Source organism: Solwaraspora sp. WMMD792, from assembly GCF_029626105.1.
Taxonomy (GTDB): domain Bacteria; phylum Actinomycetota; class Actinomycetes; order Mycobacteriales; family Micromonosporaceae; genus Micromonospora_E.
This window is the reverse complement of the sequence record NZ_JARUBH010000009.1, coordinates 4,440,670-4,463,860: the sequence shown is the minus strand read 5'-3', so window position 1 is coordinate 4,463,860 and position 23,191 is coordinate 4,440,670. Positions and strand designations below refer to the sequence as shown.

The window sequence follows — 23,191 nt, the reverse complement described above, 5'->3', positions numbered from 1 at the left end:
GGATGTGATGTCGGTGGCGGTCAGCCGGCCGGTTCGAGTCGTTCGGTGGTCGGCCGATCCTCCTCGACCGGCGGGTAGCCGGCCGCCCAGTCGCGGCGGGAACGCCAGACCTCGATCCAGTCGACGCCCCGGGACCGGTCCCGGCCGAGCAGCGTCTTGCCCACCGCCCGTAGGCCGACCCCGGCGACCAGCAGCCGGACGGCGGTCCAGGCCCGCAGCGGCGACCAGTGCCGCCGGACGTAGGTGGCCTTGCCGCGCAGGATCCGGATCCGTTGCCCCTCGGAGCTGGACGAGGCACCGACCAGGTGCACCACCTGAGCGGTCGGGGTCAGCACCGGGCGGGCACCCAGCGCCCGGGCCCGGGTGCTGAGGTCGATGTCCTCGCTGTAGAGGAAGTACTGCGGGTCGAAGCCGCCGAGTCGGCCGAACAGGTCCCGCTCGATGAGCAGCATGCAGCCGGACAAAGCCGGCACCTCGCGTACCGACTTGCGGTCGTAGCCGGGCAGCGCCTCCGGATCCGCCCAGGCCCGGCCGCGGAACGCGGTCGACAGCCCGCTGGCGAAGCCGAAGATGCTCCACACCGTGGGCATGCCCCAGCAGGAGTAGTTGTCGTCGGTGCCGTCGGGGTGCAGGGTGCGTCCGGTGTACAGGCCGTGACCGGGGTGCCGGTCGGCGAAGGTGACCAGTTCGGTGACCGGATGGCCGACCGGAACCGTGTCCGGGTTGAGACAGAGCAGGTAGCGCCCGGTGCTGACCGCCGCCCCACGGTTGATGCCTCGGCCGAAACCGACGTTTTCCGTCAGCCGTACCAGGCGGACCTGCGGGAACCGGTCGGCGATGGTGTCGGCGGAGCCGTCGGTGGAGGCGTTGTCGACCACCACCACCTCCGCTGTGACGTCCGGGGTCAGGCTCGCGTACAGCTCGGTCAGGCAGCGCACGATCAGCTGGCTCGTGTTGTACGAGACGATGACGACCGAGACGTCGGGGCGGCTCACGGGCGGTTCCCGGAGCCGACCGGGTCGGGACGGTTGGCGTCCCGGTTGTCCTGGCTGTCCTGACTGCCCCGGGGGGCCGGGATGTGCCGGGTCGGCGGGAGCGCCGGCACGCTGCCGGTGTTCGTCGCCTGGTCGCCGCGCCGCAACCGGGTTCGGACGCTGCCGCCGAGCAACTGCAGCGCGAACGGTACGTCGTGCAGCAGGTAGCGGCGGGTGAGCCGGTGCGGCTCGCGGAGCAGCCGGTGCATCCACTCCAACCCGGTGCGCTGCATCCACCGGGGGGCCCGACGGTGTACCCCGGCGACGAAGCCGATCGCCGCTCCGCAACCCATGAACCAGGTGTTCGGCAGCATCGGCCGGAGCCGGGCGATGAGTCGTTCCTGTTTGGGGAAGCCGAGCCCGACGAAGATCAGGTCTGGTCGGGCGGCGGCCACCTCGGCGCAGATCTGGGTGAGCTGCTCCTCGGACCGGTCGAACCCGAACGGCGGGCTGAGCTGGCCGGCGATGGTGAGCTGGGGAAACTCGCGGCGGAGTACGGCGGCGGCCTGCACCGCCGTGCCTGGCTCGCCACCGAGCAGGTAGACCGACCGGCGCTGCTCGCCGAGCGCCCGGGACAGGCTCCAGATCAGGTCGGATCCGGGGACCCGGGCCGGCAGCGGGTCACCGCCGATCCGGCTGGCCCAGATCAGCGGCGCACCGTCCGCGACCACCAGAGTCGATGACTCTATGTGTTTGTAGCACTCCTCTTCGCGGCTGGCGCGGCGCAGAATGTCCACATTTGGGGTGATGATCTGGCCGCCGGTTCCGGCGTCCAGCGCGGCGACGACGTGGCTGATGACGTCTTCTTCCCGAACAGGATCAAAAGCGACATTGCTTAGAGTGATCCGATGCCTATTTGCGGTAACGGGGTACTGGTCACGAGGCACAAGCTGCACCGTACTCGGCGTAGTGGTCCACCGGATGGGCCAATCGGTGTCAGCTAGGCGATAGTGAGGTTGCCCATTCGACTGGTTGTCGCATCGTCCGTGAATGGAAGCATCGTGGTTGTGCAGATTACCGTCATCATGCCGGCCTTCAACGAAGAAGAAGGGATCGGCCCGGTCTTGCGTGCAATGACCGAATCGCCGTCCTTCGGGCCGGACGTCGAGATCATCGTGGCCGCCAACGGCTGCACCGACCGGACGGCGGCGGTCGCCCGGTCCTGCGGCGCCCGGGTGCTGGAGATCACCACGCCGTCGAAAATCGCCGCGCTCAACGCCGCCGACGAGATCGCCGGGGGAGACGTCCGGATCTATCTGGACGCGGACATCGCGGTATCGGTGGAACTTCTACGCGCGCTGGCCGCCGTGATCGCCGAACCCGGCGTGGAGGCGGCGGCGCCGCGACCGGTGATCGACACCTCGGCGAGTACCTGGCCGGTCCGGGCCTACTACGCGATCAATGCGCGGTTGCCGATATTCAGCGGCCGCCTCTTCGGCCGTGGGTTGATCGCGATCTCCGCCGCCGCTCGGGCGCGATTCACCAATTTTCCGGACATTATCGCCGACGACATGTTTCTCGACGCGGTGGTCAGAGCCGACGAAAAGCGGGACGTTGACCTGCCCGTACGGGTGGTGGCACCGCGGCGCACGGGTGAGTTGGTCCGACGAGTGGCCAGGTCTCGGGCCGGTAACGCAGAGTTCTGGGAGTTCGTCCGAACGGATCCGCGGGGCGCCGAGTTGGCGCTCGATCCGGTGCCCGGTTCCCGTCCGTGGTCCTGGTTGCGGCGGGTCGTACTCACGGCGCCACATCTTGTTCCGGCCGCGTTCTGTTATGTGGCGATCACCGTTGCTGCAGAGTTAAGGCGGCGTTCTCCTGGTTGGAGCGTGCGCTCCGGTTGGGGGCGGACCGCTGCCGCTGTGCCGACCGGTGGTGCCGCTGATCCACATTCGGCGGTCGACGCCTCCGGAGCCGGCCCGAGCGGCAGGTAAACGATCTCGATCTGTCGATGTTCGAGGTGAGTGAATTTCACCATTCACGTCGGCTGCGGGTGAGCTCAGGGCCGTGCCGGCTTGCCATAAGAGAGCATTAAGTTCCTTGGGAAGGTTCGTGGCCTGGGTTAACGTCAGCCTCGGTCCCGATGGGGCGGCGTAGCGCGCTGCGATCGGTCGGGACGGGGAGTGCCTGGGGGAGATCCACCGAACGTAGTACCGACAACGGACCATGTCCCGAGAGGTGTACATCTCGTGGTGAGCAAGGATTCTTTCGAGCCGGACGGGGGGCGGGACGATCCGTTCCCGGGATCGTTTACGGCAAGTTCGCCCGGTTTACCCGGGTCGCCGCGTGCCCGTCGGGCCGGTCGCCCGTCGCCACGTCCCGTCGCTGACCATGGGCCGGGCCCGGCCGGTCGGCACGCGAGCGTAGCCGGGTCGGGGCGGGGTCGGCGGCGGTTGCTGCGTCGTCCGACCGGTCGGCGCGGCCGGCTGATGATGATCGGCGCGGTGGTGTTCAGCTTCCTCGCCACCGCCACGGTGGTCACCGCCTCGGTCGCCGGGGAACAGGTCGACGGCTACACGCTGTTCGCCGAGGCGGACGTGTCCCGGGTGCCGGTCGACCCGGACACCCGGCCGGTGGAGCTCGGTGTGCGCTTCACCGCCGACCGCGACGGACTGGTCACCGCGGTGCGGTTCCTCAAGGCCAAGGGCGACCGCGGCGGACACCGGGTCAACCTGTGGTCCGCCGACGGCAAGCGACTGGCGAGCGCCGTACCGAAACGGGAGTCCCGCTCCGGGTGGCAGCACGTCGCGCTGCCCGAGCCGGTCGAGGTCGAGGCGGGCGAGGTGTACATCGCCTCGTACCACACCAGCCGGTACCGGGCCACCCAGCGCTACTTCGAACGACCGGTGTCCGCCGGTCCGCTGCGGGCCGACGGCACCGCCGGCGTCTACGCCTACGGATCGGGTGGTTTCCCCCGCCAGACCTGGAAGGCCAGCAACTACTGGGTCGATCTCGCCTTCGAGCCGACCGGGTCGCAACAGCCGGAACCGACGCCGTCGCCGACGGCCTCCGCTGAGCCGTCGCCGTCGCTGTCGCCGTCGGCCAGTCCGACTGCTACGCCGTCGGCCAGCCCGTCGGCCTCGCCGACCGGCGGTACGCCCGCCGTGCTCGACCTGCCCCGGGTGCCGTGGGAGGGTGGCCCCGCGTACTACGCGAACTTCCCGCAGGCCCGTGCCTCCGGCTGGACCGATCCGTCGTTCTTCCCGATCGGCGTCTGGTACGAGGGTGTGTACACCCAGCAGGACATCGACCGGGACAAGGCGGCCGGCCTCAACACCTACGTCATGCTGACCGATCAGTCGGATGTCGCACTGATCAGGCGCAACGACATGTACGCCTTCATCCCGCAGCCGTTCAGCGACCGGGGCAACGAGAGCGTCGGCTGGGTGATCGGTGACGAAGCGGACATGTGGGGCGGGCCGGGCAACGGTACGTGGACCGGAAACTACCCCGGCCAGGGCCCGATCTGCACGTCAAGCCGGGACGGCTGCGGACTGGACGTGATGAAGAAGGAGTCAGGCACCGTTCCGTCCGGTGACCGTGGGTTGCGCTACGCCAACTACGGCAAGGGCGTGATGTTCTGGCAGTCCGACTCCGACGCCGGCAAGTTCGTCAACGGCTTCAGCTCGGTGGTCTCCAACGACATCTACTGGTACACCGACCCGCACGTCTGCACCGCCCCGGCGGAAGGCCCGACGTACGGCGTGAACAAGGACAACTGCCGGCGGGCGGCCAACTACGGGCTGACCATGCAGCGGATGCGTGAACTCGACGCGATGGACGGCAAGCGGCAGCCGGTGTGGGCCTTCGTCGAGGTGGGGCACCCGTTCACCGAGGACTGGGCACCGACCATCACCGGTGAGCAGATCACCGGTGCGGTGATGAACTCGGTGATCAACGAGGCGCGGGGCATCCAGTACTTCAACCACAACTTCGGCGGGTCGTGCATCTCCCAGCACGTGCTGCGGGAGCGGTGCGGTGACGCGGTCCGGCCGGCCGTTGCCGAGGTGAACAAGCGCATCACCAGCCTGGCGCCGGTGCTGAACACCCAGTCGTACGAGTGGGAGTTCAACAACGGGCTGGACACGATGCTCAAGGCCCACGACGGCTCGTTCTACGTCTTCGCGATGCTCGGCAAGGACACCCCGACCGGCGGCCACTCGCTGGCGCTGCCGCCCGGCGTGACCGGTGACACCGCCGAGGTGCTGTTCGAAAATCGCTCGGTGCCGATCAGCGGTGGTGCGATCCGGGACACCTTCGCGAAGGAACACACGTACCACATCTACAAGATCACGCCGTAAGGTTCGATCCGACGGGCCGGGTGGACGCTGCAGGGCGTCCACCCGGCCCATTGGTCGGTCCCCCTGACGGCCGAGTCGGCGCTGTCGTGTTGGCGACTCAGGGCGCGGCTCGGTCGTTCGGTGCGGCGTAACAGGACATATGTCCGGGATGGGACGGCGGTCGGAGGCTTGCGGAGGTGCCGCGCCCGGCCGGACACTGAACCCGGCGGAGGGCTCGACGTGCCACGCCGTACCTTCATGCTTCTCGGCTGGCCATACGATGGAAGACGAGCGCCCCGACCTCGCCACCCAATGGAAGGACAGCAGTGGACTTTTGGGATCTCACCAAACTGCTGTTCCGGCGCTGGTACGTCGCGACGCCGCTGCTGCTCATCTCGGTAGCGGCTGCCGGATGGACCCGGATGAGCGTCGAACCGGACTATATCGCGACATCCTATGTTCAACTGATCCCGCCCACCGCGGCCAACACCGCCCCGGACGAGGATGCCCCGGTTACGCCCCGTAACCCCTGGTTGGAGCTGGGACTGGGATCGCTGAGCCGGGCCGCTGCCCTCACCGTGCAGGACCAGGCCGTGCTCAAGCAACTGGACGCCGCCGGCCTCAGCGAGAACGTCGCGATCACCCTCGACAACCAGCAGCCGATCATGACGATCGAGGTGGTCGGCGAGTCCGAGGACCAGGCCACCGAGACGACCGAGGAGGTCGTCCGCCGGTTGGAGGCGAGCGTGGTCGGGCTGCAGGCCGACTACGGCGCGAGCGAGGAGAGCTTCATCACCGCTCGCCGTCTCGACCGGGGCGACAACATCCAGGAGGCCAACTCCAAGGTCAACCGGGCGATGATCGCGGTCGCCGGGGTCGGCGTCCTGCTCAGCGCGGCGCTCACCATCGGTATCGACGGTCTGCTGCGGCGCCGCCGGCCGCGACCCGCGGCCGGTGTGCCGGTCACCGCTGGCACCGATGAGACGATCGCCATCCCGCCGATGGCCGGGCGGGTCGATCAGACCCGGTCGGTGTCGCGCCCGCAACCGGTCCCGCGCCCGAGGGCGAGCGACCGCGACGGCGCGAGCAAGCCCGGCGGTGTCTACAGCTCCGGCAACGCCTCGCAGGGGCGTCAGGAAGGCCGGCGGGAGAACCGTCCGGAGGAGCGCCAGGGTGCCGGGTCTGCACCGGGCGAGGCACCGGTGGCCGGTAGCGGACTGGCCGGCGGCCAGGTACCGGTCGGCGGGTTGGTCGGCAACGGTTCGTTGACCTTCCGCGCGGTCGACGACCGGGCCGACGGGGCAGGCGAGGAGCGCGCCGGATCGAAGCCGGCCACGCCGCAGCCCGGCACACCGTCGCCCGGCACGCCGCAGCCCGGCACGTCGCAGTCGGCCCCCCACCAGCCGGCCGCGCCGTCGGCCAACGACGAGACCGCGGTGATTCGCGCGGTCCGCGACGACGCGACGATAATCCTGCCCAAGGCCGGAGCCGGCCGTGAGCAGTGGACGCCGCCGGAGACGTCCAAGAACGGCAGCCAGGCACGATGACCGAGGCCAGGACCCGGTGATGTCATCCGGGGTGCACCCGGCAGACCTCGAACCAGCGTGGATCGCCGAGCGCACTTATATCACCCGGCGCCGGCTGACCAGGATCGACGCACCAGTCATGTTGTCGCTCATGGTCTGCCTGCTGACGCTGATCCCGTCGCACCTGATTCTGCCTGGAATGACCGACCTGGGGCGTCCGGCGCTGGTTGTGGCGATTCTGATGTGGTTCTGGTGGATGACCGCCCGGCTCAACTCCCGGTTGGTGCTCACCGGCCCGCAGCCGCTGCGGTGGGCGATCCTGGCTTTCCTGTTGTCGATGCTGCTGTCGTACGCCATCGGGTTCCTCCGCGGGCTGACGGTGATGGAGGCGAACTCGGCGGACCGCTGGATGCTGACCGCAGCGGCGATCTCCGGGGTGATCCTGTTGACCGCCGACGGCATGCCCAACTGGGACCGTCTCGACGGCGTACTGCGGGTGTTTGTCTACTGCTGTGCCTTTGTCGCCGTGGTCGGGCTGATTCAGGCGTTTCTGTACTTTGATCTGACCCAGTACATGCGGGTGCCCGGTTTGCAGATGAAAGGGTGGGTCGTCGGCCTGGAAATCCGTGGCGGCGGCGTACGGGTGCCCAGCACAACCTTCCACTACATCGAGTTCAGTCTGTTGATGGCGATGGCGCTGCCGTTCGCGATCCACTTTGCACGTTTTTCGGCCACTTCCCGGCAGCGGCAGATGTTCGCATTCCTGGCATTGCTCATCGCGGCGGCGATCCCGGCGACGATGTCCCGGACCGGATTCGTGGCGTTGGCGATCGTGCTGCTCGTCCTGATGCCCACCTGGGCGTGGCGGATGCGCTACAACATGATGGCGCTGGGTCTGGTCATGTTCGCCGGAATGGCGGTGGTGAAGCCGTCACTCGTCACCACGATCACCAACATGTTCCTTGGGGCGAGCACGGACCCGAGTATCACCTCGCGGACCGAGCGGTACGAGATGGTCGGCTACTACTTCAGCCAGCGACCGTGGTTCGGTCGGGGGACCGGGACCTGGGTGTCCCCGCAGTACCAGTACCTCGACAACCAGTGGCTCGCCTTCGCCCTGACCAACGGCGTGGTCGGCGTCGCGGTGCTCGCCGCACTGCACGTCACCGCGATCGTGGTCACGCTGCTCGCCCGGCGCAGGTCGACGTCGGAGCGTGACCGGCACCTCTGTTCCATCCTCGTCGCGGTGCAGCTGGTGGCGATCGCGGCAGGCTTCACCTTCGATTCACTGAGCTTCAGCACCTACGCCACGGCGATGTCACTCATGGTGGGTATGTGTGGTGCGGTGTGGCGACTCAGCCACCCGGCGCTCAAGGTGCGCACGTCGACCCCTCGGTGGTTCGGTTCGTAGCGACGGCACCGGCACCCGCGCCCGAGGGTGGGTCAACCGCCGTCGGTCGTCGATCCGGCACCTCAATGATTGTCTATCGATTAACCGTGTGAATGCAGATCATTACGCATTGCCTGGGGCCAGTTGTCCGAATGGGCGATGGGCGGGCTGTCCGGGTCGCGTCAAGGGTCAGATACATGCCCGGTTGTGAGCTTGACTCACGCTGGTAGCGTCGGCGCTGCGTAGCTGGGGGAGGCACGCGGTATCGCGTCGGGCTGGCTCCTGAAGGGACATTCGGTGAGGGCGGGCGTATTTAGATTTGTTGATCGTGGCAGTCGGCACTTCGCCGCCGTCGCGACCGCCATCGTCATGATGGCGACCCTGATGATCGCGATGCCAGCGGCATCCGCATCCACTGATCCGTGCGCACCTCCGGTCAACGTGATTGCCTGTGAGAACAGCAAGTCGGGAACGCCGAGTTCGGTGTGGGACATTTCCGGTGTCGGCGATCCCACGATCCAGGGCTTTGCGACCTCGATAAGCGTGAACGTAGGGGAACAAATCGGCTTCAAGGTGCGCACCGAGGCGTCCGCGTACACGATCAAGGTCTACCGGCTCGGCTGGTACGGCGGCGACGGCGCACGGGAGTGGGCCACGCTGACCCCGAGCCTGCCGTTGGCGGCCAACACCGACGCGGACTGCGTGCGCGCCACCGACAACCAGATCTTCGACTGCGGTACCTGGCAGGTCGGCGCTACCTGGGACGTGCCGGCCGACGCCGTCTCCGGGGTCTACATCGCCCGACTCATCCGCTCGGACACCGGCGGTGACAGCCATATCCCGTTCATCGTGCGAGACGACACCAGCACCTCGCAGCTGGTGTTCCAGACCTCCGACACCACCTGGCAGGCGTACAACCGCTACGGCGGAGCGGACTTCTACTGGGGCGAAGGTCCGGCGTACCGCGCCTACAAGCTGAGCTACAACCGGCCGTTCGCCACCCGCGGCGCTCAGCAGGGGCGCGACTTCCTCTTCGCCAACGAGTATCCGATGATCCGCTTCCTGGAGCGCAACGGATACGACGTCAGCTACATCAGCGGGCTCGACGCGGACGTCCGCGGTGAACTGCTGCTCAACCACGGGGTGTACGTCTCCGTCGGGCACGACGAGTACTGGTCCCCGCAGCAGCGGGCCAACGTCGAGGCGGCCCGCGACGCAGGAGTGCACCTGGCGTTCTTCACCGGCAACGAGGTCTACTGGAAGGTCCGCTGGGAGGACAGCGTCGACGGTGACGGTACGCCGTACCGCACCCTGGTCTGCTACAAGGAGACCTGGAACAACGCGCGGATCGACCCGTCGGACGAGTGGACCGGCGTGTGGCGTGACCCACGCTTCCCGACCGGCGAGGTGCGCGAGCCGGAGAACGCGCTGGTCGGCAACCTCTACATGGCCAACAACACCGACCTGGCCATGCAGGTCCCCGCCGAGCAGGGCAGGCTGCGGTTCTGGCGGCACACCGGCGTGGCCGAGCTGGCTCCGGGCCAGACCGCCACTCTGGCGCCGCACACCGTCGGCTACGAGTCCAACGAGGACCTGGACAACGGCTTCCGACCGGCCGGCACCTTCCGGCTCTCCACCACCACCGGCCATACCCCTGAATACCTGGTCGGTTACGGCCCGGAGAACAAGCCGGGGGACACCACCCACCACATGACCATGTACCGGGCACCGAGCGGTGCGTTGGTCTTCGGGGCCGGCACCATCCAGTGGGCGTGGGGGCTCGACGCCTACCACGACGGTGGCTCGGGTGCGCCCGCCGACGACGCGATCCAGCAGGCCACGGTCAACCTCTTCGCTGACATGGGCGCGGCGCCGACCACGCCGATGAGCGGCATCGTGGTGACCAGCCAGTCCGCCGACGTGCTGGCACCCACCGCGACGATCACCGGACCGACCGACGGCAGCTCCGTGGCCCACGGCGCGCCGGTCACGGTCACCGGCACCGCCTCCGACGCCGGCGGCGGGCTGGTCGCCGGCGTCGAGGTCTCCACCGACGGCGGCGGCACCTGGCACCCGGCCACCACCGGCACACATACCTGGACGTACGAGTTCCTGCCCACCGACATCGCCACCCAGGTGGTGCTGGCGCGGGCAGTAGACGACAGCGGCAACCTCGGTGCCCCGTCCGATCCGGTCGCCCTGTCGGTCTCCGGGCCGTACTCGCTGTTCGGCCAGGCGGTGCCGGACACCCCGGCGTTCGTCGAGACCGACAACGGTAGAGCGGACGGCGAGCCACTGAGCACCCAGCCGGCGGTCGAGGTCGGCGTGCGGTTCACCCCCCAGATCGACGGTCTGATCACCGGCCTGCGCTTCTACAAGGGCGAGGGCAACGGTGGCGAGCATCGCGGCACGCTCTGGACCAACGGCGGTTCGGTGCTGGCCACGGCGGTGTTCACCGACGAGACCGAGACCGGCTGGCAGCAGGTGAGCCTGCCGACCCCGGTCCCGGTCTCCGCCGGCACCAGCTACGTGGTCTCCTACTTCGCGCCGGAAGGGCGGTACGCCAGCGACGGCGGCTACTTCCTGGCCGACCACGTCTCGGGTCCGCTGCTGGCGCCCGCTACCGAAGGCACGGTGGGCAACGGCGTCTACCGGGAGGACGGGCCCGGCTTCCCGAACAACTCGTGGGGTTCAACCAACTACTACGCCGACGTGACCTTCGTGACCGCCGACGACGCGCCGCCCACGGTGTCGTCGACGGTGCCGATCGCGGACGCGGCGAACGTGCCGGCGGACGTGACCCCGTCGATCGTGTTCAGCAAGCCGGTCGACGAGACCACCATCGACTTCACACTGGTCGGCCCGGCCGACGAGCCGGTGCCGGGCGCCGTCAGTTACGACGGTGCGGCCCGGCGGGCTACCTTCACCCCGGCGGTGCCGCTGACCGAGCAGACCGCCTACACCGCGACGGTGACCGCGCGCGACGAGGCCGACGTGCCGATGAATGCGCCGTACTCGTGGTCGTTCACCTCGACCTTCTCCGATCAGGTGGTGACCCTGTTCGAGACCGGGGCCACCCCGCAGACCACCGCGTCCGGCGAGAGCCTGCCGGTGGAGGTGGGCGTCAAGTTCACCCCGTCGGTGGACGGTGAGGTGGTCGGGATGCGGTTCTACCGTGGGCCTGGGAACACCGGTAGTCAGGTCGGCCGGTTGTGGCCGGTCGGTGGTGGTGCGCCGCTGGCGGAGGTGACGTTCCCGGAGGGTGGCGGTACGGGTTGGCAGTCGGCGGCGTTCGCTGCGCCGGTGGCGGTGTCGGCGGGTACGACGTACGTGTTGTCATATTATGCGCCGAACGGTAACTACGCGTTCGATGTCGGGTTCTTCGATTCGGAGTACGTGCGGGGTCCGTTGAGTGCGCCGGCCGGTGACAACGGTGTCTACCAGTACGGCTCCGGGGGCGGATTCCCGACCGACACGTACGGTTCGGCGAACTACTGGATCGACCCGTACTTCCTGCCGACCGGTACGCTCTCGTCCCCGTCGCCCTCCCCGTCGCCGTCCGGCCGGCCGGACGAGAGCGGACCGGCGGTCACCGCGACCGTACCGACGCCCGGGGCGACCGGCGTGGCGGCCGAGGCGGTGGCCTCCGCGCTCTTCGACACCGACATCGACGAGTCGTCGCTGGAGTTCCAGCTGGTCGACGCGGCGGCCGAGCCGGTCGCCGGCGCGGTCGCCTACGACGGCGCGACCCGACTCGCCACGTTCACCCCGGACACCCCGCTGCGATCGCTGCACACCTACACCGCATCGGTACGGGCCAGCAGCGACGGGACGACGATGGCGCAGCCGTACACCTGGTCGTTCACCACGACCTACGGCGACGAGGTGGTGACCCTGTTCGAGCCGGACGCGGTTCCGCAGCAGTCCTCGGTCGGCGAGAGCGACCCGGTGGAGGTGGGCGTCAAGTTCACCCCGTCGGTGGACGGTGAGGTGGTCGGGATGCGGTTCTACCGTGGGCCTGGGAACACCGGTAGTCAGGTCGGCCGGTTGTGGCCGGTCGGTGGTGGTGCGCCGCTGGCGGAGGTGACGTTCCCGGAGGGTGGCGGTACGGGTTGGCAGTCGGCGGCGTTCGCTGCGCCGGTGGCGGTGTCGGCGGGTACGACGTACGTGTTGTCATATTATGCGCCGAACGGTAACTACGCGTTCGATGGCGGTTTCTTCGGCTCCGGCTACAGCCGTGGTCAGTTGAGCGCCCCGGCGGGGGACAACGGGGTCTACCGGTACGGCTCGGGCGGTGGGTTCCCCACCGGGACGTACAACTCGGCGAACTACTGGGTCGACCCGCTCTACGTCCCCGGTGCCGGCGACGCCGACCCCGACCCGACGCCGACCACCAGCCCGTCGCCGACTCCCGGCACGTCGCCGTCGCCGTCGACCGCGCCGAGTCCGACCGGGTCGCCGACCCCGACCGGGTCGCCGTCGCCGAGCCCCGAGCCGACCCCGAGCCCCACCGAACCGTCGGCGCCGCCGGTCAGCATCTTCGGCCCGCAGGACGTGCCCGCCGCGGTGAACTGGGCCGACCAGGACGCGGTCGAGGTGGGGGTGCGGTTCCGCGCCGACGTCGCCGGCCAGGTCACCGGCGTCCGGTTCTACAAGGGGCCGGCCAACACCGGCACGCACCGTGGCTCGCTCTGGACGGCGGACGGTGTCCGGCTGGCCACGGCGGTGTTCACCGACGAAACGGAGTCCGGCTGGCAGACGGTCACCTTCGACCAGCCGGTGCCCATTCTCGCGAACACCACCTATGTGGCCTCATACCACACATCGGTCGGCCAGTACGCGGTGACGGCCAACCAGTTCGCCGAGACCGAACTGGACCGGGCGCCGCTGCACGTGCTGGTCGGCGGGGGCGTCTACCACTACGACCCGTACGGCTGGGTGTTCCCCGGCCACTCGGTCAACCACAACTACTGGGTAGATGTCGTGTTCACGCCTAACTCTTGAGGGCAGTCGCGGCGAAGCCGTTGAATCATCGGCAGGGCGGCTTCGCCGCGACTGAAAGGGACACTAGGTGCGTATCCTCACTTGCCTGCACACGATGGAGATCGGCGGGAGCCAGATCAACGCCATCGAGATCGCGGCGACAGTGGCCGGGCTCGGGCACGAGGTGATCATCTACGGTCCGGACGGCGAGCTGCGGAGCATGGTCGACGAGTGGGGCCTGGAGTTCGTCCAGGCACCGCCGAAGGGCGAGGCGCCGTCACCGCGCAACGTCGCCGCCATCGCCGACGTCGTCCGGCACCGCCGCATCGACCTGGTGCACGCCTACGAGTGGGCACCCAGCCTGGAGGCAGCCTACGGCGCGTACCTGCGCCAGGGGGTGCCGCTCGTGGTCACCGTGCTCTCCATGGAGGTCCCGGCCTGGGTGCCCCGGCACCTGCCGCTGATCGTCGGCACCGAGCAGATCGCCGCCCAGGAACGCCCGCACCGGACCGAGGTGCACGTCATCGAACCGCCCATCGACACCGACGCCAACGCCCCGGTCACCGATCCCGGGCCGGCCCGGCGTGCCCTCGGCATCGCCGCCGACGAGATCGCCGTGGTGTCGGTGTCCCGGTTGGCGGCGGCACTCAAACTCGAAGGACTGCTCGCCGCGACCCGGGCGATGATCGGCATCGACCCGGCGCTGCGGATGCGGCTGCTGATCGTCGGCGACGGCGAGGCCCGCGCCGAGATCCAGCAGGCGGCCGACAAGGCCAACGCCGAGCGGGGCGCAGAGGTGGTCACCCTCACCGGCGCGATGCTCGACCCGCACGACGCGTACGCCGCCGCCGACATCGTCATCGGCATGGGGTCGTCGGCGTTGCGGGCAATGGCCTTCGCCAAGCCGGTCGTCGTGCAGGGCGAGCAGGGGTTCTGGCTACCGCTCACCCCGCAGACCCTGCCGGTCTTTCTCGACCAGGGGTTCTACGGTCTCGGCGACGGCACCGACGGCACCGGCCGGGTCGCCGCCGCGCTCACCGAACTCGGCACCACCGACCCGCGGCAGCGGACCGAGCTGGGCGAGTTCGGCCGCCGTACCGTCGTCGAGCGGTTCAGTCTGCAGGCCGCCGGCCGGCGGCAGACGGACATCTACGCCCGCGCCGTGGAGCAACGGCTGAACCTGCCGCGCCGGGCCGGAGCCATGGCCCATCCGACCGCCCATCTGCTCAACTTCAAGGCGAGTCTGGCCCGACAGCGGTTCGCCGCCGGGCGGACCGCGGCCGGGAGCGGTAGTGACAGCTGACGCAGCCGCACCGGCCCCGCTCGGTGCCCGGGTCAAGCGCGCCCTCGCGTGGAGCACCCTGAACAGCATCGCCCTGCGGATCGGCAGCCTCGGCGTCGGCGTCCTGCTGGCCCGGCTGCTCGCGCCGGAGGAGTTCGGTGTCTTCGCGGTCGCCCTGACCGTGCAGACCATCGTGATGTCCCTGGCCGACCTCGGGATGAGCGCGGACATCATCCGGCACGGGGTGCAGGGCCGCGCCGGCACCGTCACCACCATCTCGTTGCTGACCAGCCTGGGCCTGGCCGGTGCGATGTCGCTGGCCGCCGGGCCGGTGTCGGCGGCGATGGACAGCCCGCAGGCCACCCCGGTGGTGCAGGTGATGTCGTTGACCCTGGTGCTCAGCGGCCTGTCGGTGGTGCCGTACGCGGTCATGCAGCGGGAGTTCCGGCAACGGGCCCAGCTCGGCCTCGACGGTGCCAGCCTGGTGGTGAGCACCACGGTCACGGTCGCCCTGGTGCTGCTCGGGTTCGGGGCGATGTCGCTGGCGATCTCCCGGGTGGTCGCCCAGTCGATGGTGACCGTACTGCAGTTCGTGCTGACCCGGTCCCGGCCGACGTTCGGGTTCGACTCGGCGGTGGCCCACAGCCTGATCCGGTTCGGCGTGCCATTGGCCGGCGCCAACGTACTGTCCTGGGTGGTGATGAACGTCGGTCACCTGACCGTCGGCGCCACCGCCGGAACGGTGATGCTCGGCCTCTACACCCTGGCGTTCAACATCTCCACGTGGCCGATGAGCGCCCTCGGGGTGGCGATCCGGGCGGTGGCGCTGCCGGCCTTCGCCACCGTGACCGACCCCCGGCGTAAGGCCGCCGGATTCGTCTCGGCCGCCGCGTTGACCTGGACCGTCGCGCTGCTCGTCGGCGTACTGCTGTCCGGGTTGGCCAGTGTCGTGGTGCCGTTGCTGTACGGCCAACGCTGGTCGATGGCGGCCGACGCGTTGGCCGGTCTGGCCTTCTTCGGGGCGTTCCGAGTGCTGTTCGACCTGGTGGCGACCTACCTCATCGCGGTCGGCGCGAGCCGGGCGTTGTTCGTCGCCCAGGTGGTCTGGCTGGTCGCGCTCTTCCCCGCAGTGATCTTCGGCGTGCGCTGGTACGGCCTGGTCGGTGCCGGGTTCGGGCATGCGCTGGTCTGCGCGCTGATCATCCTGCCGATGTACGCGTTCGCGCTGCGTCGGCACGGGGTCCGGCTGCGGGCGTTGGCCGGCGCGCTGGTGCTGCCGCTGGCCGTGGCGGTGCCTGCGGTGGCGCTCGGCCTGCTGGTGGTGCGTACCGTGCCGGGCACGCTGTGGCAGTTGCTGGCCGGCGGTGCCGTGATGACCGTGGCGTTCGCCGGGCCGTTGCTGCCCTGGCTGCGGCGCCGGCTGCGGGACCTCAAGGCGGCCGGCCAGGTCGCCGACCAGGTGGCCGACCAGCCGGGCGGCGGCGAGCCAGACGACCGTGGATCGAGTGACGGCGGCCCGGCCACCGGTCCGCCCCCGCCGGTGCCGCCTGCCCCGACGACGCCGCTCGCCACGGCGGTCCGACCCTGAAAGAGGTGTCCGTGTCTCTGCCAGCCCGCCGCGCGCTGCTGCCCCGCACCCGGGTGCCGGCACCGGTCCCGGCCGGTGATCCGGCCCGTACGCCACGGGTGTCGGTGATCATCCCGAGCTACAACTACGGGCGGTTCCTGCCGTCGAGCATCGGCAGCGCGCTCTCCCAGCAGGGCGTCGAGGTCGAGGTGGTCGTCGTGGACGACTGCTCCACCGACGACACCCGGCAGGTGCTGACCACCCTCCGGGCCGACGAACCTCGGCTGGTCGTGGTGCACAACGAGACCAACCACGGGCCCTGCGTGGCGTTCAACGACGGGTTGGCGGTGGCGACGGGGGAGTTCGTCGTCCGGCTCGACGCGGACGACCTGCTGACCCCGGGGGCGCTGACCCGCGCGATGCGGCTGTTCGACGAGTTCCCCGAGGTCGGTCTGGTGTACGGCCATCCGGTGCACTTCCACGGGGCGGTGCCGACCGAGTTCCGGTCCGAGGTCACCGGTTGGACGATCTGGTCCGGCGAGGACTGGATCGCGCAGCGGTGCCGGTTGGGCGTCAACTGCATCACCACTCCCGAGGCGGTGGTCCGGGCCAGCGTCTACGCCGAGGTCGGCCCGTGGGACAGCCGGATGCGCTACGCCTGCGACATGGAGGCCTGGATGCGGGTGGCGGCGGTTTCCGATGTCGGTCACGTCGACGGCGTCGACCAGGCCTGGCACCGGGAACACGCGGCCAGCGTCAGCGTCACCGCCGCGTCCGGCCGGCGGACCGACCTGATCGAGCGGCGGACCGCCTTCGACGTGCTGTTCGACGGTCCCGGTGGCAGCTTGCCCCGGGCCCGGGAGCTGCACGACCTGGCCCGTCGGGCGTTGGCCACCGAGGCTCTCGAATCGGCCTGTCACGCCTACGACCGGCGGCTGACCGACCGCGAGCCGGTCGAGTGGTACGTGGAGTTCGCCCGGGAGACGTATCCGGCCGCGGAGCAGTTGCCGCACTGGGCCGGGCTGCAGCGGCGCCGGGCGGTCGGTCCACGGTTCGCCCCGCTGATGCCGGGCTTCGCCGCCAGCGTGGTGCAGCGTCGACTGCGCAACGACGCCCGTTACCGCACCTGGACCCGGCACGGCATCTGACGACCGTGCGGGCCGGTGCGGCCCCGGCGCCGGGCGGGGGACCGGCGGGGGATCGGCGGGGCGGGCCGTGCGGGCCGGTCAGCCGGGGGTCAGCAGCGGGCGGTAGAAGGCGGTCAGGTCGTCGCGCAGGCCGGCGACGGTGTAACGGTCGCGAATCGCCGCCGAGGCGGCCGCCGCCCGCTTGGCCAGGGTTTCCGGCTCACTGGCCCAGGCGGCGCAGGTCTGCTCGACGGCGCGGGCGAAGGCCAGCAGGTCACCGTCGGGTACCGGCGCACAGTGGGCCGGGTCGAAGAACTCGCGGCCGGCCAGGCCGGGGTAGCCGACCACGTACGCGCCGCAGGACATCGCCTCGGCCGGCGGCATGCCGAACCCCTCCCGGTCGCTGAAGCTCAGGAATACGGCGCAGTCGCGCATGATCTCCGCGGTCTGTTCCTCGGTGCGTCCGGCTATCCGGGTGACCTCCCAGCCGTCCAGCACCCGGCGGGACCGCAGGATGTGCAGCAACTGGTCGCGTTCGTCGGCCCGCCGGTGCCCGACGTACGCGATGTGCCGTCGCCGGGGCCAGCTGCCGAAAGCGAACACGTCGGGGTCGACCACGTTGCGGGTCAACCGGACCGGGATGTCCGGGAAGGCGTGGCTGAGCAGTTCGACGTTGTCGTGCGAGACGGCCAGCAGCGCGGTCATCCCGGGCAGGTCGGCGTAGGGCGCACCGGGGCGGGTATCCGGGTACGGGATGTGGTCGAAGGTGTCGTACGCCCGTTGGTTGAACACCACGAGGCGTGGCCCGCGCGGGATCGCGCTCAGCCCGGGTCCGTACCACTCGGGGACGACGAGGATGTCGGTCGGGCCGAGGGTGGCGTTCGTGGCTGCGACGACGGGTGTCTGGTTGGTGAACCAGGTGCAGCGGAAGGCCGGGTCCTTGTGCATGACGTACGCCCGGATGCCTATGTCGTTGAGCAGGTCGACATGGCGATAGATGACCCGTACCCCGCCGCTGGGCCGCGGGTTGTCCGGCGCGAGGTAGTAGACGGTCGGTGTGCCGGTCCGTACGTCGGTGGTCCGGAAGGTCGGGACCTGCCGCCGGTTGAGCTCTGCCGCCGTAAGGCGGGACCGGACCAGGCCCTTGGCCTGGTCCGCGAGACGGTTGATCACGTGAGAACTCCGCAGCGGGGGTCGGGTACCGGCGTGATCGTACCCGGCCGCCACCACCGCTTCGACTACTGTCGGTTGCCGGACAGGTGGCCACCGAACACGGACTGTAGTGGACAAAGCGGGCAGTCGTCGACGCCGGCTGTTGTTAGCATCGGATGTTCCGCTCAGGGTGGTTGTCCGACTACTGCTGGTCGGCGCCGCCCTCGGTGCTGGCAGGTACCGTTCGAAAGGTCGTCCATGGTCGTCGCTACCGGACCCCGCCGCCCGCGCGGGCGCTGGATCCTGATCGCCAGCCTCGTCGTCGGCGCGCTCGTCGTCGCCGGTACAGCGTGGGCGATCGGTGGCACCGTCCGCGGTCCGGTCGCCGCCGGGATCGCCCCCGGTACGGTCGCCACCGCGGGTGGCGCCGGTGCGACGCTGCGCCCGGTCGACGGCGGCCCGGACTTCTACGACCGCTTCTCCCCGTCACTGCCCACCGGTCCCGAGTTCTTCCCGATCGGCGTCTGGCTGGAAAGCGTCACCGACCCCGCCGACACCGCCAAGGACGCCGAGATCGGCCTCAACACCTACGTCGAGCTGACCGGCACCACCAACCTCGACCTGGTCCGGGCCGCCGGGATGCACACGATCACCAGCCCGATCGGCGAACACGGTGACGAGACCGGCGGCTGGCTGATCTCCGACGAGGCCGACATGTGGGCCGGGCCCGGCGACGACCCCTGGACCGGCAACTTCCCGGGGCAGGGCGACATCTGCCAACCGGCCGACGGCGAGTGCGGCTACACCGTGCAGCGTGACATCCTCGACCGGCTGCCGGACGACCAGCGGCTGCGGATGGTCAACTACGGCAAGGGCGTAGCGTTCTGGCAGAGCGACGCCGATGCCGCCCGCTTCGTCAACGAGTTCGCCGACATCGTGTCGGTCGACACCTACTGGTTCACCGACCGTGGCATCTGCGGGCACAGCGAAGGCGGCCGGTTCTTCGACCCCGACCAGCTCACCACCGTCGACGGAGCCGAGCGGCTGCCCGCCGAGCTGTGCCACCGGGCCGCGAACTACGGCCGTACCGTCGACCGGGTCCGGTCCCTGGTCTCGCCGCCCGGCAGCCGACCGGTCTGGAGCTTCGTCGAGGTCGGGCGTCCGTTCAACGAGGAGCACTACCCGACGATCGCCCCGGAGCAGGTCGTCGCGGCGGTCTGGAGCAGCATCATCCACGGCGCCCGGGGCATCGTCTACTTCAACCACAGCTTCAGCGGCCCCTGCCAGAGCCAGCACGCCCTGCGGGAACCCTGCTACGCGCCGGTGCGGTCGGCCGTGGCTGGGGTCAACGACCGGATCACCCGGCTCGCGCCGGTGCTCAACGCCCCGTACGCCGACGGGGTGGCCAGCGTCTCCACCGGAGTCGACCTGGCCACCAAGTGGTACGACGGCCACTTCTACCTGCTCGCCAGCTCGGCCGGCGGCAGCGTCGCCGAGGCGACGTTCCAACTGCCGTGCGTCGGTGACGCCCGGATCACCGTGCTCGACGAGGACCGCACCCTGCTCGCCGACGACGGCCAGTTCACCGACTCGTTCATCGACGGCAACGCCGTGCACGTCTACCGGGTCGACGGCGGCTCCAGCTGCGGCGCGTACTGACCGCTCGCTCAGCCGGTGAGCGCGGTGATCGCCGCGCGGCGCAGCTCCAGCGGCGTCCGCGACTTCGCCGAGATCATCACGGCCACGTCGTCCGGGCCGATCCCGGCGACGAAACGGGCCACCGACGACTCGTCGAGCGGCACCTCCTCCCAGTACGCGTGGCACCGGCTGTCGGTGGTGGCGAACCCGGTCGCGGCCTGACCGCCGAGCACCTCGTCGACGTAGACGCCGTACAGCGTCCACTCGGAGAAGTGCAGCTGTGCCCCGACGACATCGGCCCACCGCCGCCCGGTGACCGACTCGATCCGCTGCAACAACCCCCGGACGATCACCGGATCCCAGGCCAGCAGGGACGAGACGTAGTCCGGGTACGGTGGCGGCTGCGCCGGCAACCCCAGCAACGCGCGGGCCACCTCGTGCCACCGGACATGTCGGGGCAGCCGCTGGTCGACCTCGTCCGGCTGGCGGTAGAACCGTACGACGTCGTCGCGCCGGAAGGTCGCTGCGGAGAACGGCCGGACGAACTCGATGTCCGAGTCGACCAGCACCACGACGTCCGCCGGGATCCGGGCCGCCGCCGACAACTTGATCACCTGCTGCAGGATCCAGCCGCGTAGCGGCGGGAACGGCCGGCGCAGGTTCACCGAGTATTTCGTCCCCGGCAGCGACCGGACCGACGACGGCAGGAACTCGGCCTCGTCGTGCAGCACCGTGCGGTCACCCCGCAGCGCCCCGAAGCGGGGCAGGTCCGCCCGGGGCACGATGATGTGATGCCGCACCGAGGCGGGGGAGTGGGCCAGCACCGAGCGGTGCAACGCGGCGCACAACTCGAAATCCGGGCCGAAGCTCGGGGTGACCACGGCAAGCTCCGTCAAGATGATCTCCTTCGTCGGGTCACCGGACCACCGCCGGTGACCAGGCATCGTGCACCAGTACCTGCGGTGCGCCCGAACCGTCCGCCGGGACCTGCCACACGTCACTGGTCGCCGCGCCGCCGTCCGCGTCCCGGGGCAGCCCGTAGACGACGTTCCCGTCGTCGAGCCACTCGACCTGGTCGTCGACGCTGCGGGTCTCGGCCAGCATGGTCTCGGCGCCGGTGGCCAGGTCGTATACGGCCAACCGCCACTGGCCGGGCGGCAGGTCGCCGCGCTTCTTGAACACCACCCGGGTCCGGTCCGGGGACAACGACGGGCATTCGGCGTCCTCCCGCAGCGCGTCCATCCGGCGCTCGCCGATGCTTCCCTCGACCAGCCAGGTCCGGCCGCCCGACGCGGCGGTGGCGTAGAACCGGTCGTCGTCGGCGAAGGTGACCCCCCACAGGTTCTTGTCGACCGCGGTGACCGGCTCGCCGTCGACGTAGAGCGGGAACTGTTCGATGTCGCCGACCACCTCACCGTCGGTGCGGCTGATCACCGTACGGGTGGAGAACTCGCCCGGGTTGGCGTAGGAGTCGCCGGCCACAAAGGATGTGGTCGCGGCCAGCGTACCGTCGCGGGACAACCGTGCCCGGGACGGGATCCCGGTCAACGGCAGGTCCAGCCTCGGCTCGAACCCCGCGTCCAGCAGCCGCGCCCGGTACACGGTGAGCAGCCCACGCTCGGCGGACAGGCAGAGAGTCTGCGAGTCGGTCGCGTACACCCGCTCGCAGCTCGCCCCGGTCAACGCCCGCGGCCCGTCCGGATCGGACAGCGGCGTCATCGCGACCTCGCCGTAGCCGGTGCCGAGTGCGGTGGAGCGGAACACCAGGTGCGCCTCGGCGCGGACCGCCGCCAGGTCGGCCCGCACCGGCACCGGGCTGGCGTCGGCCTGCACCCGGGCCTGCGACTGCCGCACCTGCCACACGTACCCGCCGGCGCCGAACGTCACCAGCAGCACGATCGCGATGAGGACCGTCAGCCGGACCCGCAGCCCCATCAGGACCCCTCACCCGCCGGTACGACGGCGTCGCCGGCCGCCGGAGCGCGGTCCACGCCACGCAGCAGCCACCAGGCCACCGGGATGCCGCCGGCCAGGACCGCCGCGAAGACCAGCGCCGCACCGGCCGGACCGGTCACCGACCACAGCAGACCGAACGCGATCGACGAGACGAACCGGCTCAGCACCACCACCGTCTGCGCGGCGGCGATCCCACTGCCCCGGGCCGGGGCCGGCACCAACCGGGCGATCAGCGCCGGCAGTACCCCGTCGGTGGCGGCGTAGAAGACGCCGAGCAGCAGCAGCACCGCGACGGTCAACCCGACGCGGCCGGCCGGCGCGGCGGCCAGCAGGTAGCAGACGAGCAGCGCGCCGTGCCCGGCGACCATCACCTTCGCCCGGCCGACCCGGTCGGCCAGCCGGCCCATCGGCACCGCCAACAGCAGGTACGCCACGTTGGTGCCGACGAACAGCAGCGGGAAGTACAACGCGGCGAAGTCGTCGCGGTCCTGCAACGTCAGGTAGAGGAACCCGTCGCCGACGGTCGACAGGCCGAGCAGGCCGGCGGCGAGCAGCGGCCGGCGCAGCCGGGCCCCGGTCACCTCGGCCACCATCCGCCGTACGCCGAAGCGCACCGCGCCCACCGTGGTCGACAGGTTCGGCACGAACAGCACCAGCACCGCCACGCCGACCACCGCGAACGCGAACGACACCAGGAACACCGAGTCGTAGCTGCCCGGGACTGCGGCGAGCAGGGCGAACGCCACCAGCGGCCCGAGCGCGGCGCCGAAGGTGTCCAACGCCCGGTGCACGCCGAACGCCCGGCCCAGCATCGCCGGGTCCGACGAGGCGGCGATCAACGCGTCCCGGGGCGCGGTGCGCAGCCCCTTGCCGAGCCGGTCGGTGGTGATCACCGTGGTGATCGCGGCGAACCCCTGCGCCGGCAACATGGCGATCCGGCTCAGCGCCGACGCCCCGTAGCCGACCACCGCCACCCACTTCGGGTGCCCACCACGGTCCCCGGCGTACCCGCCGGCGATCCGGACCAGCGCGCTGACCCCCTGGTAGACGCCGTCCACGAAGCCGTACGCCACCGGGCTGAGCCCGACCACGGCGGTCAGGTACAGCGGCAGCACCGAGGCGACCATCTCCGAGGAGACGTCGGTGAGCAGGCTGACCGTGCCGAGCAGCAGCACGGTGCCGGACACCCGCCGGCCGACGGCCCGGCCCGGGGCGCCCGGGTTCGCGTCGGGCCGGTCGCGCAGGGTGACATACACGGT

General features: G+C 70.2%; 15 protein-coding genes. 9 read left to right on the top strand and 6 right to left on the bottom strand.

Features of this window, described 5'->3' with window-relative positions; all coding sequences use genetic code 11:
* Positions 1-20: 20 nt before the first annotated feature.
* Positions 21-995 carry a glycosyltransferase family 2 protein gene (locus tag O7629_RS20795; RefSeq protein ID WP_278171144.1) on the bottom strand — a complete coding sequence of 325 codons (975 nt, stop codon included), beginning with the start codon at positions 993-995 and terminating at the stop codon, positions 21-23.
* Positions 992-1,921, bottom strand: a complete 930-nt coding sequence (locus O7629_RS20790; RefSeq protein ID WP_278171143.1) for a WecB/TagA/CpsF family glycosyltransferase — start codon at positions 1,919-1,921, stop codon at positions 992-994. Before O7629_RS20790 ends, O7629_RS20795 begins: the two co-directional genes overlap by 4 nt.
* 138 nt (positions 1,922-2,059) lie before the next feature.
* Here O7629_RS20790 and O7629_RS20785 point away from each other — a divergent pair, with 138 nt between their 5' ends.
* The 8 genes from O7629_RS20785 to O7629_RS20750 all read left to right on the top strand — a co-directional run bounded on the left by O7629_RS20785 (position 2,060) and on the right by O7629_RS20750 (position 17,207).
* Positions 2,060-2,965, top strand: a complete 906-nt coding sequence (locus O7629_RS20785) for a glycosyltransferase (protein WP_278174609.1) — start codon at positions 2,060-2,062, stop codon at positions 2,963-2,965.
* Positions 2,966-3,424: 459 nt separating this feature from the next.
* The gene (locus O7629_RS20780) at positions 3,425-5,332 is read left to right on the top strand and encodes a DUF4082 domain-containing protein (protein WP_278171142.1); all 1,908 of its coding nucleotides are present in this window, start codon (positions 3,425-3,427) and stop codon (positions 5,330-5,332) included.
* Positions 5,333-5,637: 305 nt separating this feature from the next.
* Positions 5,638-6,858: a hypothetical protein gene (locus O7629_RS20775; protein ID WP_278171141.1), complete on the top strand. Its 1,221-nt coding sequence runs from the start codon at positions 5,638-5,640 to the stop codon at positions 6,856-6,858.
* Positions 6,859-6,877: 19 nt separating this feature from the next.
* On the top strand, positions 6,878-8,248 hold the full coding sequence (locus tag O7629_RS20770; protein WP_278171139.1) for an O-antigen ligase family protein: 1,371 nt from the start codon (positions 6,878-6,880) through the stop codon (positions 8,246-8,248).
* A 522-nt stretch (positions 8,249-8,770) separates the two neighbouring features.
* Positions 8,771-13,231, top strand: a complete 4,461-nt coding sequence (locus O7629_RS20765) for a DUF4082 domain-containing protein (RefSeq protein WP_278171138.1) — start codon at positions 8,771-8,773, stop codon at positions 13,229-13,231.
* 67 nt (positions 13,232-13,298) lie between these two features.
* Positions 13,299-14,513, top strand: coding sequence for a glycosyltransferase (locus O7629_RS20760; protein WP_278171137.1), 1,215 nt, complete (start codon positions 13,299-13,301; stop codon positions 14,511-14,513).
* On the top strand, positions 14,503-16,080 hold the full coding sequence (locus O7629_RS20755; RefSeq protein WP_278171136.1) for a lipopolysaccharide biosynthesis protein: 1,578 nt from the start codon (positions 14,503-14,505) through the stop codon (positions 16,078-16,080). Before O7629_RS20760 ends, O7629_RS20755 begins: the two co-directional genes overlap by 11 nt.
* An 11-nt stretch (positions 16,081-16,091) precedes the next feature.
* Positions 16,092-17,207, top strand: coding sequence for a glycosyltransferase family 2 protein (locus O7629_RS20750; protein ID WP_278171134.1), 1,116 nt, complete (start codon positions 16,092-16,094; stop codon positions 17,205-17,207).
* Between the two features lie 78 nt (positions 17,208-17,285).
* On the opposite strand, the gene O7629_RS20745 is transcribed toward O7629_RS20750, so the two are convergent.
* Positions 17,286-18,359 (bottom strand): glycosyltransferase, encoded by a 1,074-nt coding sequence (locus O7629_RS20745; RefSeq protein ID WP_278171133.1) that lies wholly within the window; start codon positions 18,357-18,359, stop codon positions 17,286-17,288.
* A 237-nt stretch (positions 18,360-18,596) separates the two neighbouring features.
* On the opposite strand from O7629_RS20745, the gene O7629_RS20740 reads away from it, so the two are divergent.
* Positions 18,597-19,997 carry a hypothetical protein gene (locus O7629_RS20740; RefSeq protein WP_278171132.1) on the top strand — a complete coding sequence of 467 codons (1,401 nt, stop codon included), beginning with the start codon at positions 18,597-18,599 and terminating at the stop codon, positions 19,995-19,997.
* 8 nt (positions 19,998-20,005) lie between these two features.
* Here O7629_RS20740 and O7629_RS20735 read toward each other — a convergent pair whose 3' ends face one another.
* Genes O7629_RS20735 through O7629_RS20725 form a run of 3 tightly spaced genes read right to left on the bottom strand, consistent with a single transcriptional unit; the run spans position 20,006 to position 23,188 of the window.
* Positions 20,006-20,872 carry a DUF6492 family protein gene (locus O7629_RS20735; protein WP_278171131.1) on the bottom strand — a complete coding sequence of 289 codons (867 nt, stop codon included), beginning with the start codon at positions 20,870-20,872 and terminating at the stop codon, positions 20,006-20,008.
* Between the two features lie 19 nt (positions 20,873-20,891).
* A complete protein-coding gene (locus O7629_RS20730) occupies positions 20,892-21,911 on the bottom strand; it encodes a hypothetical protein (protein WP_278171129.1) in 1,020 nt (339 codons plus the stop codon).
* Positions 21,911-23,188: an MFS transporter gene (locus O7629_RS20725; protein WP_278171127.1), complete on the bottom strand. Its 1,278-nt coding sequence runs from the start codon at positions 23,186-23,188 to the stop codon at positions 21,911-21,913. The genes O7629_RS20730 and O7629_RS20725 overlap by 1 nt, the downstream gene beginning before the upstream one ends.
* Positions 23,189-23,191 lie beyond the last annotated feature (3 nt).